Annotated in this window: 11 protein-coding genes; 5 read left to right on the forward strand and 6 right to left on the reverse strand. The window is 40.0% G+C overall.

Annotated features, from left to right (window positions below; all coding sequences use genetic code 11):
- Positions 1-78: 78 nt before the first annotated feature.
- A complete protein-coding gene (gene gltB / locus PYW32_RS01660; RefSeq protein ID WP_016176264.1) occupies positions 79-4,563 on the forward strand; it encodes a glutamate synthase large subunit in 4,485 nt (1,494 codons plus the stop codon).
- A gap of 7 nt (positions 4,564-4,570) precedes the next feature.
- Entirely contained in the window at positions 4,571-6,013 is a 1,443-nt protein-coding gene (locus tag PYW32_RS01665) for a glutamate synthase subunit beta (protein WP_016176263.1), read from the forward strand.
- Between the two features lie 54 nt (positions 6,014-6,067).
- On the opposite strand, the gene PYW32_RS01670 is transcribed toward PYW32_RS01665, so the two are convergent.
- A complete protein-coding gene (locus tag PYW32_RS01670) occupies positions 6,068-8,623 on the reverse strand; it encodes a YfhO family protein (RefSeq protein WP_245558502.1) in 2,556 nt (851 codons plus the stop codon).
- Between the two features lie 182 nt (positions 8,624-8,805).
- On the opposite strand from PYW32_RS01670, the gene PYW32_RS01675 reads away from it, so the two are divergent.
- Positions 8,806-9,249, forward strand: coding sequence for an 8-oxo-dGTP diphosphatase (locus tag PYW32_RS01675; protein WP_016176261.1), 444 nt, complete (start codon positions 8,806-8,808; stop codon positions 9,247-9,249).
- 37 nt (positions 9,250-9,286) lie between these two features.
- Here the strand turns inward: PYW32_RS01675 and PYW32_RS01680 are convergent, their stop codons facing one another.
- The 5 genes from PYW32_RS01680 to rpmB all read right to left on the reverse strand — a co-directional run bounded on the left by PYW32_RS01680 (position 9,287) and on the right by rpmB (position 12,466).
- Positions 9,287-9,829, reverse strand: coding sequence for a hypothetical protein (locus tag PYW32_RS01680; RefSeq protein ID WP_016176260.1), 543 nt, complete (start codon positions 9,827-9,829; stop codon positions 9,287-9,289).
- 105 nt (positions 9,830-9,934) lie between these two features.
- On the reverse strand, positions 9,935-10,453 hold the full coding sequence (locus PYW32_RS01685; RefSeq protein WP_245558500.1) for a hypothetical protein: 519 nt from the start codon (positions 10,451-10,453) through the stop codon (positions 9,935-9,937).
- 5 nt (positions 10,454-10,458) lie between these two features.
- Positions 10,459-11,460, reverse strand: a complete 1,002-nt coding sequence (gene floA, locus PYW32_RS01690) for a flotillin-like protein FloA (RefSeq protein WP_016176258.1) — start codon at positions 11,458-11,460, stop codon at positions 10,459-10,461.
- 1 nt (position 11,461) lies between these two features.
- On the reverse strand, positions 11,462-12,088 hold the full coding sequence (locus tag PYW32_RS01695; protein WP_016176257.1) for an NfeD family protein: 627 nt from the start codon (positions 12,086-12,088) through the stop codon (positions 11,462-11,464).
- Between the two features lie 189 nt (positions 12,089-12,277).
- Positions 12,278-12,466, reverse strand: coding sequence for a 50S ribosomal protein L28 (rpmB, locus tag PYW32_RS01700; protein ID WP_016176256.1), 189 nt, complete (start codon positions 12,464-12,466; stop codon positions 12,278-12,280).
- 273 nt (positions 12,467-12,739) lie between these two features.
- Here rpmB and PYW32_RS01705 point away from each other — a divergent pair, with 273 nt between their 5' ends.
- Both PYW32_RS01705 and PYW32_RS01710 read left to right on the forward strand, forming a co-directional pair.
- Positions 12,740-13,102, forward strand: a complete 363-nt coding sequence (locus PYW32_RS01705; protein ID WP_016176255.1) for an Asp23/Gls24 family envelope stress response protein — start codon at positions 12,740-12,742, stop codon at positions 13,100-13,102.
- A gap of 53 nt (positions 13,103-13,155) precedes the next feature.
- Positions 13,156-14,820: a DAK2 domain-containing protein gene (locus PYW32_RS01710; protein WP_016176254.1), complete on the forward strand. Its 1,665-nt coding sequence runs from the start codon at positions 13,156-13,158 to the stop codon at positions 14,818-14,820.
- The last annotated feature ends 48 nt before the right edge of the window (positions 14,821-14,868 follow it).

The raw sequence follows: 14,868 nt of genomic DNA on the forward strand, positions 1-14,868 counted from the left end.
TGTGATATAATCTAACATAATTAAAAACCGAAAAGTTTTCGCGGTTATTTTTCAGAATATTCAGAAGAAGGTGGTTTTATGAAAAGCGAAACAATGAAACAAACAATGTATAGTCCTAGTTTTGAAAAAGATGCTTGTGGCATGGGTTTTATTGCGCAAAGAGATGGAAAAGCTTCAAGAAAATTAATCGATTATGCGTTGATGATGTTGGAACGTATGAATCATCGTGGAGGAACTGGAGCAGAAGCCGATACGGGCGATGGTGCCGGAATTTTAATGGCGATGCCTGATCGCTTCTTTCGAAAAGAAGCATTGCATGCGGGTATTCATTTACCGCCAGCATCAGAATATGCTGTAGCAATGTTGTTTTTACCAAAAGATAAAGCAGAAAAACGTGTATTACAACAAGCAATGACCAAAGATATTTCAGCCGCTGGATTTCGTGTGTTATGGGAAAGAGAGGTGCCGTACGCCTTTTATCAATGTGGGCCTGGTGCACAAAAGGTGATGCCAAGCTTTGTGCAATTATTTATTGAAAAACCAATCGATGTAAAAGCGGGTAGACAGTTCGAAGACCAGCTATACCATTTGCGAAGAAACCTCGAAAAAAGCTATCAAGCCGATGAATTATCGATTTGTAGTTTATCTAGTCAAACGATTGTGTATAAGGGAATGTTACACGCGTATCAAGTCGGCTTATTTTTCACAGACTTACAAGACCCTGAAATGGAAACGAGTATTGCATTGACGCATTCTCGTTTTTCCACCAATACCTTTCCCAGTTGGAATCGCGCACAGCCTTTTCGCTTTTTAGCGCACAATGGTGAAATCAATACCTTACGTGGAGCAGAAAATTGGATGCACAGTCATCAAATTGAAATGTATGATGAAGAAAACTCTGATTCGGCTAAATTAGAGAACTGTTTAGAATATTTGTATCGCAATGGCCGAGACATTCCCCATTCTTTGATGATGATGGTTCCGGAAGCTTGGTCGAAAACGGCAAATTTATCTGAAGAATTAATAGCATTTAATGAATACAATGCTAGCTTTATGACACCTTGGGATGGACCGGCTGCATTATGTTTTACAGATGGTAAGATGGTTGGTGCGACTTTAGATCGTAATGGGTTGCGCCCATCAAGATATTGGATCACGGAAGAAGGGTTAGTCGTTGTCGCTTCAGAATCAGGCGTAGTGGATTTACCTGCGTCAACAATCATTGAAAAAGGCGTATTGGGGCCAGCGAATATGTTTTTAGTGGATACCACTACTGGAAAAATTCATCATAACAAAGAAATTAAAGCGCATTATGCCAATGCGCACCCTTACCGTAAATGGCTAGACAAACAATTGCTTTCTTTAGAAACCTTATCTGAAGTAACCGCAAATTCTGCATTTACAGACGGTGATATGCTGACATTGTGGAAAATGTTTGGTTATACAGATGAAATGATTCGGACATTGATTATTCCTATGGCAGAAAACGGCGAAGAACCGGTTGTTTCGATGGGATTTGATTCACCTTTAGCAGTATTGAGTGAACAACCTCAATCTTTATTCACGTATTTTAAACAACAATTTGCGCAAGTTACCAATCCACCGATTGATGCGATTCGTGAAAAGATGGTTATTGGTACGGAATTGTTTTTAGGACGCGATGGTGAAATTGAAAAAGATAGTGCCCAAAATTGTCAAAAATTAAAAATTAATAGTCCGATTTTAACGACCAGTGATTTCTTAAAAATTCAACAATTAAAACGAAAACATCAGAAAACGGCGACTCAATCAGTTTTATATGCATATTCAGAGACCAAACAAAATGGCTTGTATCACGCGTTAGATACGTTATTTCGAGAAGCCGAAGCAAAGATTGATCAAGGCGCTACTATTCTGATTTTATCGGATAGAAATGCGACGAAAGGGAAACGTCCGATTCCTATGCTATTAGCAGTGTCGGGTCTTTATAATTATCTAGTAAGACAGCGCAAAGGCGCCAAAGCCTCAATTGTTGTAGATACGGCCGAAGTTTGTGAGATTCACCATTATGCGACGTTAATTGGGTACGGTGCTAGTGGAATTCATCCATATGGTGCATATGCAACGCTCAACTATTTTGGGTTAGAGGAAAAAGTGGAGCAGTATCGTCAAGCCTGTGAGAAAGGCATCATTAAAATTATGTCACGGATGGGCATTTCGACGGTAGCTGGTTACCATGGTGCCCAATTGTTTGAAGTAGTCGGTATTTCTAAAGACGTAACGGACAAATATTTTACCGGAACGGTCTCACGAATTGGTGGTTTATCGCTGGCTCAAATTGAAAAAGAATATAGTTTACGTTATGAAGCGGCCTTTGGTGAAAAAAGTCAGGATTATTTGCCATCAGGTGGTAGTTTCCAATACAAAGCGGATGGGGAACATCATTTATATAACCCAACAACGATTTATAATTTCCAAAAAGCTGTGCGGACGAATGATTATCAACTATATAAAAAGTATGCCGCACAAATGGATCATGAAGCACTAGAAAATCCTACAACATTACGTGCGATGTGGATGTTTAAAAAGGCTAGACCATCGATTTCACTAGATGAAGTTGAACCAGCTACCACGATTGTGAAACGGTTTAAAGTTGGAGCGATGTCCTATGGTTCTTTAAGTGAGGAAGCACATAAATGTATTGCTGAAGCGATGAATAGTATTGGTGCAAAATCAAATTGTGGAGAAGGGGGCGAACACCGCGAACGCTTCAAAGTGCAACCTGATGGTAAAAATTATAATAGTAAAATTAAACAAGTTGCCTCAGGACGTTTTGGGGTAAATACAGAATATTTGATGAGTGCGGAAGAATTACAAATCAAAATGGCGCAAGGCGCAAAACCTGGTGAAGGGGGACAATTACCTGCGAATAAAGCTTTTCCGTGGGTCGCAGAAATTCGGGGTTCCACACCAGGTGTGCAGCTAATTTCACCGCCACCCCATCATGATATTTATTCGATTGAGGATTTAGCGCAATTAATTTATGACTTAAAAACAGTGAACCCTTATGCCAAGATTAATGTCAAATTGGTTTCTAGTACAGGAGTCGGAACGATTGCTACAGGTGTTGTTAAAGCCGGTGCGGATGTCGTAGTTATTTCCGGATATGATGGTGGAACGGGTGCTTCGCCACGAACCGCCGTCCGCGATGCGGGATTGCCATGGGAAATGGGTTTAGCTGAAGCGCACCAAACTTTGCTGATGAATAATTTACGCCAACGAATGACATTGGAAACGGATGGAAAGTTAATGACTGGTCGTGATATTGCAGTAGCTGCCTTATTAGGGGCCGAGGAATATAGTTTTGCGTCCTTACCATTGGTTGCTATCGGCTGTGTGATGATGCGTGTTTGTAGTTTAAATACCTGTCCGGTCGGAATTGCTACCCAAAATCCTGCTTTGCGTAAATTCTTTGCCGGCAAACCAGAACACATTGTCAATATGATGATGTATCTAGCGGAAGATTTGCGGGAAGTAATGGCAGAGTTAGGGTTTAAAACAATTGACGAAATGATTGGTCATGCGGAATGTTTGGTGCCACGTTTTGTTGCCAAAGGAAAAGCCAAGTCATTAGATTTCTCGAAAATGATTGGTCAGGAGTTAGGCATTGCTCGTAAGACGATTGATCCATTTTTAGAAAAACGACAATGGAAAGAATTGGATACGTATGCGCAAGCCGCGATTGAAGCAGAACAACCAACGATTGTACACCAGCCAATCAATAATGTGCAGCGAACAGTTGGGGCACGGATGGGTGGTTGGCTTGCGGAACGCTTTGGCAATTATACGCTAGAACCGGGCTTGCTCCGCTATACGTATACAGGTATTGCTGGTCAAAGTTTTGGCGCATTTACAGTTCAAGGAATGGAGCTAAAACTTATTGGTGAGGCCAATGATTATGTTGCTAAAGGCTTGAGTGGCGGTCGTTTGATTATTGTACCACCGGCTGATGCGGGTTACGATGTGGAAAATTCAACCATTGTAGGGAATGTGGCTTGTTTTGGTGCGAATCGAGGAGAAGCTTATTTTAGAGGAGTGGCCGGTGAGCGATTCTGTGTTCGAAATAGTGGCGCCAAGGTTGTCGTTGAAGGCGTGGGAGATCATGGTTGTGAGTATATGACGGGTGGAACTGTTGTTATTTTAGGGAAAACTGGCCGGAATTTCGGCGCAGGAATGTCTGGCGGTGTTGCGTATGTCTATGATCCTGAAAATCAATTTGCTGAAAAATGCAATTTGGAAATGGTTGAGCTGTATCGCGTCGGAGAGACGTCCGATGACCAACAATTAAGAACGTTAATTGAACAACATTTTCAATATACGGATTCGTTGAAAGCCGCCGAAATTTTACAAGACTGGGAAGCAACAAGTCGACATTTTGTCAAAGTCTATCCACGCGAATACCATCGTATGGTTGAAGCGACCAACGAGATGCGTCGCGCAGGTTTTTCAGAAGAAGAAGTCTTAACAAAAGCATTTGAATCAGTTGTCGGCACACAATTATCGATTCCAGTTGGAAAGGAGTGAGTGAAAAATGGCAGATCCATTTGGTTTCTTAAAATATCCCAAAAAAGAAAATCCGTATCGTGAGGTGGAGGAACGTATTCTTGATTGGCATGAATTACAAACGCCTTTACCAGAAGAAGAACGCCAAGAACAAGCGGCACGTTGTATGAACTGTGGCATTCCTTTTTGTCATACCGGCTCCTTTTATGGGGGCCAACGAGCAGTTTCAGGGTGTCCCAACGATAATCTTATTCCAGAGTGGAACGATTTGGTATTCCAAGGGCGTTATAAAGCCGCTTTTGAACGGCTAGCACGGACGAATCCATTGCCAGAAATGACCGGACGTGTCTGTCCGGCACCTTGTGAGAAAGGATGTACTGAAGCCTTAAATGGCGAGGGCGTCGCCATTCATGACAATGAACGGTTTATTATTGATACCGCATTTGAGAATGATTGGGTGAGAGAATCTGGTGTTCCAACCGAAGAAAAAACGGGTTTTAAAGTTGCAGTGGTTGGAAGTGGGCCAGCAGGTTTATCGGCTGCGTGGCGTTTAAATCAACTAGGGCATCAGGTGACTGTTTATGAACGTAGCGATCGTTTTGGTGGTTTGTTGATGTACGGTATTCCGAATATGAAATTAGATAAAGACATTGTCCAACGACGTATTGATTTGATGGCAGATTTAGGTATTGAATTTATTGCCAATACCGAAATTGGACGAGATATTTCCGCCGAAGAATTGCAAGAAATGTATGACCGTGTATTGCTTGCAACCGGGGCAAGTGTCCCTCGTGATTTAAAAATTCCTGGACGTGAATTAGAAGGGGTGCGTTTTGCGGTTGATTATTTAACAGAAGCTACCAGAGATGTCTTAAAACACGGCAAACAAGCGACAAGTCGTAAACTAGAAGGGAAACATGTGATTGTCATTGGCGGAGGTGATACGGGCAATGACTGTATCGGTTCGGCTGTTCGCCAAGGTGCGGCGTCTGTTCGCCAATTAGAAATTACGCCTGAACTACCGGGGCAACGACAAGCGACGAATCCTTGGCCGGAATATCCGATGACCAGTCGTCAAGGGTATGGACAAGCCGAAGCGACATTTTTATACAAAGCACCACTTACTACGTATGCTACAGCGACAAGTGCTTTCATTGGTGCCGAACGTGGGCAATTAATCGCCATTGAAACAGTGGAAGTGGGGCCGGATTTCCAACCAATTGAAGGAACGAAAAAAGTGTTAAAAGCAGATTTAGTCTTATTGGCAATGGGATTTTTAGGACCAGAAAATGCATTGTTTGATGCCTTTGCAGTCGAAGAAATTTACGATGACTATACCACAAATAATGAGCGTGTCATGGTTGCTGGTGATGCCAGACGTGGCCCTAGTTTAGTTATTTGGGGCATTCGTGAAGGTCGTCTCGCTGCCGAAAAGTTAGATGAATCATTACGTGCATTAAGCTACCAATAAAATAAAAAAACTGTTGGCAAAGTTGCCAACAGTTAGTCAACGAACAGCGTTATCTTATGCTGTTCGTTTTTTTGTGTAATAACGATTAAAGACGACGAACAAACCAATACAAATCACAAAAAGGAAAGCGCCGGCTACAAAGCCTGGTGGTAAGTAAGTCAATTTAATTTCATGGGTTCCTTCAGGAATATTTAAGCTGACAAATGCATCTTGGAACGCATCAATTGTTACTTTTTTTCCATCTAATGTTGCGTGCCATCCTTGGTCATAAGGAATAGTCGTAATCAACTGTTGCTCTGTATCAGTAGTAATCGTGCCTTTTGCACTACGTTTGCCAGTGGTCAGTTCTACACTTTGGTCACGAATGGTATCAATTGCTCGTTGATACGCTTGTGTATCTAAGGTGACTACTTGTGGGTGTTGGAATGAAACTTCTTTGGTTCCATAAAAACTTGCTGTAAATTGCACTGTCGTTGGAACGTCATAATAACCTAAATTATAATATTGTCCATTAATCCCAATTTGGGTTTTACGTGATTCGCCATTGACGGTCACGGTGGCTGTTGAACTTTCTAGCTGTGCAAAATTGGTTGGATACAAGCTTAAATAGGCTTGTGAATGCGCAGGAACTGTGACTTGCCACGTCACTTCTTTAGCTACATTACTAGCTTCTTCGGTGAATTTTGTATGGTTGCCTTGTTCAGTGATTTTTGTATTTTTAGAACCAACCAAAGAAATTGGGTAGAAATGGAAATAGCGTTCATCTAAGTGGGCTAAACCATTTAACAAGTTGGTTTGACTACCTAAATTATCATTCTCATATTGCTCAATCTCTTTAATTGACGGGTCAGCTAAAAAGGCTAATGGTAATGCGTTTTGGTTTTCGTACAGTTGATAGGCACCACTTGTTCCAACTTGAGAAAACCCATATTTTTCGACATCTTGTTTGGCGATATTGTATTTGACAGCCATCAAACTATCCATTAGCACCGTATTATTCGGGTAACGAATATTTAAATTTGTCCCGCGTGAACGGAAACCAAGTTGATTTAAGTAACTGGATGAATGACGATTGCGAATCGAAGAAAACAAACCAATCCCATTGTACCCATAATTAATGCTATCGTTTGAAGAAACTGGATCAAGATTTTCCAAACGATAAAAGCTATCGTTTTCTTTTTTCGTTTGGTTGACGAGCGTTTTAATATCTTTAAATGGTTCGGTATATAAACTACGAGAAGCATAATTCCAATCATCTAAAATACCATGAACCATGCCATTGGTATTTAACGCCATTTCCAATGAAACAAATAATAATGTAAATAAAGCAAAGCGCTTTTTGGTAAAGAAACCACCTTGATAAAAGGCAATCACCAAACTATACACAATTAAAAAGACAATGGTTAATACAAATGACGTCAGCGTAAGATAGTCATAACTTCCCTCTGGTATAAATCCGTAGGCTAATCCAAACATGACAATCCACGTTAAGACAATGCCCAACATGGTGCCGCGGTCTTGCTCTTTAAATTGTTCCCAACCATATCCCGCAAGCATCACAATTAAAAATGAGAGTAAATAGGCATAACGGAATAAAAACATATTGGGCGCGTGCATGCCATGCCAAAATAAATTAAGCGGTGTAATATAGAAACTAGCCATTAAAATAGCAAAGATACCTAGATAAAGCAGTTTATTTTTCCAAGGAATAGCACGTGAGACAAAATAAAGCGTACAAAACAGTAACGGTAGTAATCCGACAAAAATAAACGGAATGGAACCATATTTGGTGGTATCATAGACGCCAATCATATTTTTAATGAAGAAATCTAACCAACTTGTTGCGGCAGTTTTGAAGGTGGTGATTTGTGTTAGTTCTTCCCCATTGGTTCGTAAATCTAAAACAGCCGGTAGGATAATAATCATCGATGCGCCACCAGCTAAAAGTGAGGTAATCCCATATGGAATAATCCGTTTTTTATACGTGTGCCATTGACTAAGGAGACGGGCGATAAAATAAAGAACGGAAAAAATACCAATCATAAAACCCATGTAAAAACTAGAGAAAAACAACATAAAGTAACTAACAAATAAGAGTTTAGGTTTGCCTTCATCTAATAGTCGATTGATTCCCCAGATAATTAATGGCAGGTAAACAAATGCGTCTAGCCACATAATTAATTCTGAATGGGCTGTGACAAAAGACATTAATGCATAACAAATGGCTAACGTCACATGATGCCACTGATTTAACTTAAACGTGTGTTTGGCATAAAACCAGAAGGCTAAGCCAGCACTACCAATTTTAAGTAAGGTCAAAAAATACAGTGCATCGGGCATCCATTGATTCGGAAAAAAGAGCAGGAGCGGTGTAAAAAAGCCTCCGACATAATAAGAAATTAATGCAAGATAATTCAACCCTAAGGAAGCATGCCACGTATAAAAAATACTTTGTTTTCCTAGTAAAACATTTCGAAAACTCGCGTGGAAATTAGAAAATTGCGAAAATGCATCACTTGCTAACACACTTCGACTACTCCCAGGAAAAATGCCAATGGTCAAATAGATAATTGCCATTAACAGCAAGGGAATAAAGAAACTTGCGAGCATGTAGGTCTTATTTTGTTTACAAAACGCTTTGATCGTTGCCAAGAAAATTGCCTCCTAACATGGAATAAAATTTTTGCTTTAAGTGTAACATAGAATCAAAAGAAGTCACAAAAATAGCTGTAACAAAGCTATTTTTTTATGAAAAATATATGTTATGATACAAAAAATGAAAGGAGCCGACCATGTCACGAGCAGAGCAAGCAATATTTACCAATATGTGTATGATTGAAAATGAAAAAGGACAGATTTTGATTCAAGATCGTCAAAAAGCAAATTGGCCGGGTGTGACTTTTCCGGGTGGACATGTCGAAAAAGGCGAATCTTTTTGTGCGTCGGTCATTCGAGAAGTCAAAGAAGAAACCGGCTTAGTAATTTCAAATCCAGTGTTATGTGGTGTGAAGCAATTTCAAACACGCCATCACGAACGATATGTGGTATTTTTTTATCGCGCAAAAGCTACTGGAGTCCTACAAGCATCACGTGAAGGGGCGGTTTTTTGGATTGAAAAAGCCGACTTGACCAACTATGTTTTAGCTGAAGATTTTTTAGCGATGTATCAGGTTTTTGTAGATGATACATTGTCCGAATTTTATTATGATGAACACGAGCACGTACATTTATTGTAACGAAATCCCTATGGAAACCGGATTCCATGGGGATTTGTTAGTTGATGACAATCACTTGTTGGGAAATACGATCATATTTTTTGAGATAATTTCTGGCTTTTTCGGGATTTTTTTGCATTTTTTCGAGAGTTTCAAGATTTTTACTCGAGACAACGACACCCACAACATTATCAGGTTTGACTTTTTCAAAGGGAATAAAAGCGAGATAGCTAAAGGGATCGTCTTCAATATTTTGCGTGGTTTCTGTGTAAGGTTCACCAGTGTCTGCTTTTACTAGTCGAATCGCTAAAGATGGGTGGTCTTCACTTGTTGTGAAAGTCAGATGATAGATTTGTTCTGTGTAACTAACAAAAGGGACTGTATTCAAACTTGGCGTTTCGTGCGCGCTTCTGAAAGAACGATTATTCAGATAGATGTCTTGCTCTTTCGGGCGCTTGATTTCATACGTAAAAACTGTTGCTTGTTCACTTGGCAAGCGTGTGACATCAGTGGATTCTTTAGGTGTGGACGACAAATAGAAAAAGATTCCTCCACAAATCAATACCGCTACAATAATGAATCCCCAAATAATTTTTTTCATTTTCTCACTCCTCTACAATGAATAGCATGCTTTATTTTATTATATGCTGTGAATGTAAAGGTTTCCAATCGGAGGCGATAAAAAAGCAAAGGAAAATTCCTTTGCTTAATGTTTTTCTCGTAATGCTAATGGTTTATCTAAGATTTCTTTGTAAATCATTGCATTTACCAGTTGTTTTTTCGGTAAAACGCTCGCTGTTTTAGTTTTGACTGGTGTTGTTTTTACTTTCGGTTGTGTTTTAACTGTCGTTGGTTGAACACGTACCGGTTGTGCTGGTTGTTTTTGTTGCTGTAATTGTTGCAATCGCTGTTTCGTTTGCTCTTGTTTGGCTTTTTCGGCTGCCGTTAATTGCCGTTTTTGAACCGTTTGTTGATTGCGTTTTTGCTTTTGTTGTTCTTCTTGATAGGCAGCTTGGAATTCATCTTTCATTTGTTGGATGAAGCCTTTGTTGGACGTTTTCGTTGTGGTGTGCTGTCCGGCACGCATCGTTTGTCCACTTTGTTGCTGCTGTTTTTTTCGCTGGTCGTTTCTTGCTTTTCTAGCAAACGACACGAATAAAATGAAAAGAAGTAACGGTCCAAAACTAAAAATAAATTGGATGATTAACGCAAAGATACTATACATAGCGATCACGCTTCTTCGTCGGGTTGCTCAGCCTGCTCAGAAATTGCTGCTCTCATTTCGGTATCGGCATTAATGTTTTGCATTTTGTAATAATCCATAACACCTAAGTTACCGCTACGTAATGCTTCGGCCATTGCCAAGGGAACTTCGGCTTCGGCTTCCACCACTTTAGCACGCATTTTTTGAACTTCGGCGCGCATTTCTTGCTCTTGGGCAACCGCCATTGAGCGGCGTTCTTCGGCTTTCGCTTGGGCAATATTTTTATCGGCTTCGGATTGGTCTGTTTGTAATTCAGCCCCAATGTTACGACCGACATCAACATCGGCAATATCAATCGATAGGATTTCAAAGGCAGTTCCTGAATCTAATCCTTTTTTCAAGACTGTTTTTGAAATGGAATCTGGGTTTTCTAACACATCAGAATGTTTTGCGGAAGAACCAACAGTGGTAACAATCCCTTCACCGACACGGGCGATGATTGTATCTTCACCGGCACCACCGACTAAGCGTTCAATATTGGCACGAACGGTTACTTTGGCTTTTACGATAATTTCAATTCCGTTTTTCGCAACGGCTGCAATTTTGGGTGTTTCGATGACTTTCGGGTTAACCGATACTTGCACCGCTTCGAACACGTCACGACCTGCTAAATCGATGGCAGCTGCTTGTTCGAATTCCAAATCAATGTTGGCGCGTTGTGAAGCGATTAGTGCGTCAATTACGCGGTTTACATTCCCACCAGCTAAATAGTGTGCTTCCAATTCATTGGTTGATAACACTAAACCAGCTTTTGTCGCTTTGATTAATGGTTGAATAATTTTTTGTGGATTAACTCTTCGCAAGCGCATCCCAATTAATGTACCGATGCTGACTTTTACGCCTGAAAAATAGGCAGTAATCCATAATCCTACGGGGACAAAGCGTAAAAATAGCGCGAGGGCAAATAAAATGACAACCGCTAAAATAACTAACCCGATATAACTGCTTCCTGTATCTGAAATATACATACTATTCATCACCTTTCTGTTTGTAACTACGAACTAAAATTTTTGTTCCTTGAATTTTTTCGATGACAATCGGTTCATCCATTGAAATTAGCCCTTCTGTACTTAAGACATCGTACGTTGGACTATCTTCTCCGCCAAATGTTGCTTTGCCTGAAGGACGAAGGGGTGTTTTTGACACACCGACCAATCCGGGATGCAAGATGACGGCATGTTCTTCTGCTTTTTCTTCATTTTGTGCTTGTAAGTTAGTATTCAACACTAATTTGTTGATTCCAGCTAATGAATAACCGCGACGAACCAAATAGATAATCACGGCAGTTGAAATGACAACGGACATACTTAAATCGCGAATGGTTTGGAAAATATCACCAATCGTATAATATAACCCGCCGATGACTAATGCCGCACCTAATATGCCGACAAAGCCAAAACCAGGAATTAAGATTTCAAATACGATAAGAAGTAATCCTAGTGTAAACAGAAGCAAGGGCACCCAATTTTCGATTCCAACGACATCGAAATAAAAGTAGAAACTGACAAGAGTGACAAGAGTTCCTGTTTTTGTCCATGGTGTTAGTAGGGCGCAGATAATCCCTAAAAATCCGATGGCAAGTAGCAAACCTTCCATAACATAACCTCCTGTATTTATTTGTGTTTCTAATTATAATGATAACATCTTATGAAGCACTTGTCATATCGAACCGTACAGGAAGACAATAAAAAAGCAAGACCTACAAACGATTATTCGTTTGTAGGTCTTGCTTTTTAAGATAGAAAAAAACCGCTCGTAGTCGAACGGTTGGTCAATTGTGTTTAATTAAACGCGCTCAACTTTTCCAGATTTCAAAGCACGAGTTGAAACCCAAACTTTTTTAGGTTTTCCGTCGATTAATACGCGAACTTTTTGCAAGTTAGGTTTAACAGTACGTTTTGAAGCGTTCATTGCGTGAGAACGGTTATTACCACTTGATGTTTTACGACCAGTAAAGTAGCAAACTTTTGCCATTGTTTATTTCCTCCTTTGCCTTGATGTTGGAGCGCTAAAAATCGGCTCATACTGTATGAATTTATCACAAATTTCATCTCTTTGCAAGTATATTTTCCTTCATTCATTGACTTTTTTGTAAGAACATTGTAAATTAAACAAGGTTATAAAGCTATTTTTTAATGGATGTATTGTTCATATCCATTTAACAGCGCTCTTCTTTTAATTGTAGGGTAGCTATGTTAGAATATTGTAGAAGAAAATAGACCAATAGTCTGTTAAGGAGGCTTTATCATGGCTGTAAAAATTAAAACGTCATCTGGAACAATTGAAATTACCAATGAAGTAATCGCAACGGTTGTTGGTGGTGCTGCAACGGATGTATTCGGAATTGTAGGCATGGCAAGTAAAAATCAAATCAAAGATAATATCAATGAAATTTTACGTAAAGAAAATTACGCTCGTGGCGTTGTTGTACGTCAAGAAGAAAATGGCATTGCGGTCGATGTTTACACAATCGTCAGCTACGGAACAAAAATTTCGGAAGTATCTCGTAATGTGCAAGAAAAAGTAAAATACAATCTCGAAACAATGTTAGGTGTCGTAGCAAATTCAGTTAACGTCTTTGTTCAAGGTGTACGTGTATTGCCTGATTAGTAGGCAGACAACAAGCTGAGTATTCAGCGGTTGATCTTAAGGAGGATTTATCAGTGAAAGTAACGAATATTAGCGCAGGGCAGTTCCAAGAAATGGTTCAAGCTGGCGCCAATCGTCTACAAACAAATGCAGAATTCGTCAATTCATTAAATGTATTCCCAGTTCCCGATGGTGATACTGGTACGAATATGAACTTGTCAATGACAAGTGGAGCAAAAGCTGTAGCCGATTCAACTTCTGACAAAGTTGGAGAATTAGCGAACCATTTATCAAAAGGATTATTAATGGGCGCGCGTGGGAACTCTGGCGTTATATTATCTCAATTATTCCGTGGATTTGCCAAACAAATTCCGACAGTGGATACATTAAATGCCGAAGATTTGGCAAAAGCATTTACACATGGGGTCGAAACTGCCTATAAAGCAGTAATGAAACCTGTTGAAGGAACAATTTTAACGGTTGCGCGTGTTGCAGCAGAATTTGGTGAGAAAAAAGCTGCTGAAACTGACGACTGTGTGGAAGTAATGACTGCAGTGGTAACTGGTGCAAAACGTGCTTTAGCCAAAACACCTGATTTATTACCAGTTTTAAAAGAAGTTGGCGTTGTCGATAGTGGTGGACAAGGTCTACTATTTATCTATGAAGGTTTCTTAAGTGTCTTGAACGGCGAATATGTGGTAGAAGACAATTTTGTGACACCAGCTGCAATGGACGAAATGGTGAATGCCGAACATCACCGTAGCGTGCAAGGCCAATTAGCGACTGAAGATATTACATTTGGTTACTGTACAGAAATCATGGTGAAAATTGGTGAAGGTCCAACCGTGGATAGCGAATTTGACTATGAAACATTCCGTAACTACTTAAACGAATTAGGCGATTCTTTATTAGTTGTGAACGACGATGAAATCATCAAAGTTCATGTGCATACCGAATATCCTGGTGAAGTAATGAATTATGGCCAAAAATTTGGTTCATTAGTGAAAGTGAAAGTGGACAATATGCGTCTACAACACGAAACTATTTTAGAAAATGAAGCGCCACAAGCACCAAAACCACGTACGCCATACGCGATTATTGCGATTGCTGCAGGTAGCGGTGTACAAGAGCTATTTACGAGCTTAGGCGCATCTTATGTCATCAGCGGGGGACAAACAATGAACCCAAGTACTGAAGACATTCTAAAAGCAATTGCTGAGGTGAATGCTGATCAAGTGATTGTCTTACCAAATAACAAAAATATTTTCATGGCGGCGGACCAAGCAGCAGAAGTGGCGGACATTCCTGTGGTCGTTGTGCCATCTCGTACAATTTCTCAAGGAATGACAGCGATGTTGGCTTTCAACGAGCAAGCGTCATTAGATGAAAATAAAGAAGCGATGACAGAAATGTTAGCGAGCGTAGTGAGTGGTTCAATTACGCATGCAATTCGTGATACTGCTATTGATGGTATCGACATTAAAAAAGGCGACTTCTTAGGCATGATTGATGGTAAAATTGTGGTTTCAAAAGCCGATTCATTTGCTGTTTCAATGGAAACATTGGAAAAAATGATGAATGAAGAGACAGAAATTATCACAATTATCATCGGTGACGAAGGCTCACAAGAAGAAGCTGAAAAAATGGAAAAAGCGTTACTTGAAATCGATGGCGATTTAGAAATCGAAATTCATACCGGGGATCAACCTGTGTATCCATACCTATTCTCAGCAGAATAAAACATAGACGATTTGCGTATATTTACTTAGTGAGTGCGCAAAATATAA

This window comes from Enterococcus saccharolyticus subsp. saccharolyticus (genome assembly GCF_029023825.1).
Classification (GTDB): Bacteria; Bacillota; Bacilli; order Lactobacillales; family Enterococcaceae; genus Enterococcus_F; species Enterococcus_F saccharolyticus.

Excerpts from the sequence above, each read along its gene's own strand:
- gltB (WP_016176264.1), top strand. The coding sequence starts at position 79 with ATGAAAAGCGAAACAATGAAACAAACAATGTATAGTCCTAGTTTTGAA.
- PYW32_RS01665 (WP_016176263.1), top strand. The coding sequence starts at position 4,571 with ATGGCAGATCCATTTGGTTTCTTAAAATATCCCAAAAAAGAAAATCCG.
- PYW32_RS01670 (WP_245558502.1), bottom strand. The coding sequence starts at position 8,623 with ATGCTCGCAAGTTTCTTTATTCCCTTGCTGTTAATGGCAATTATCTAT.
- PYW32_RS01675 (WP_016176261.1), top strand. The coding sequence starts at position 8,806 with ATGTCACGAGCAGAGCAAGCAATATTTACCAATATGTGTATGATTGAA.
- PYW32_RS01680 (WP_016176260.1), bottom strand. The coding sequence starts at position 9,829 with ATGAAAAAAATTATTTGGGGATTCATTATTGTAGCGGTATTGATTTGT.
- PYW32_RS01685 (WP_245558500.1), bottom strand. The coding sequence starts at position 10,453 with ATGTATAGTATCTTTGCGTTAATCATCCAATTTATTTTTAGTTTTGGA.
- floA (WP_016176258.1), bottom strand. The coding sequence starts at position 11,460 with ATGTATATTTCAGATACAGGAAGCAGTTATATCGGGTTAGTTATTTTA.
- PYW32_RS01695 (WP_016176257.1), bottom strand. The coding sequence starts at position 12,088 with ATGGAAGGTTTGCTACTTGCCATCGGATTTTTAGGGATTATCTGCGCC.
- rpmB (WP_016176256.1), bottom strand. The coding sequence starts at position 12,466 with ATGGCAAAAGTTTGCTACTTTACTGGTCGTAAAACATCAAGTGGTAAT.
- PYW32_RS01705 (WP_016176255.1), top strand. The coding sequence starts at position 12,740 with ATGGCTGTAAAAATTAAAACGTCATCTGGAACAATTGAAATTACCAAT.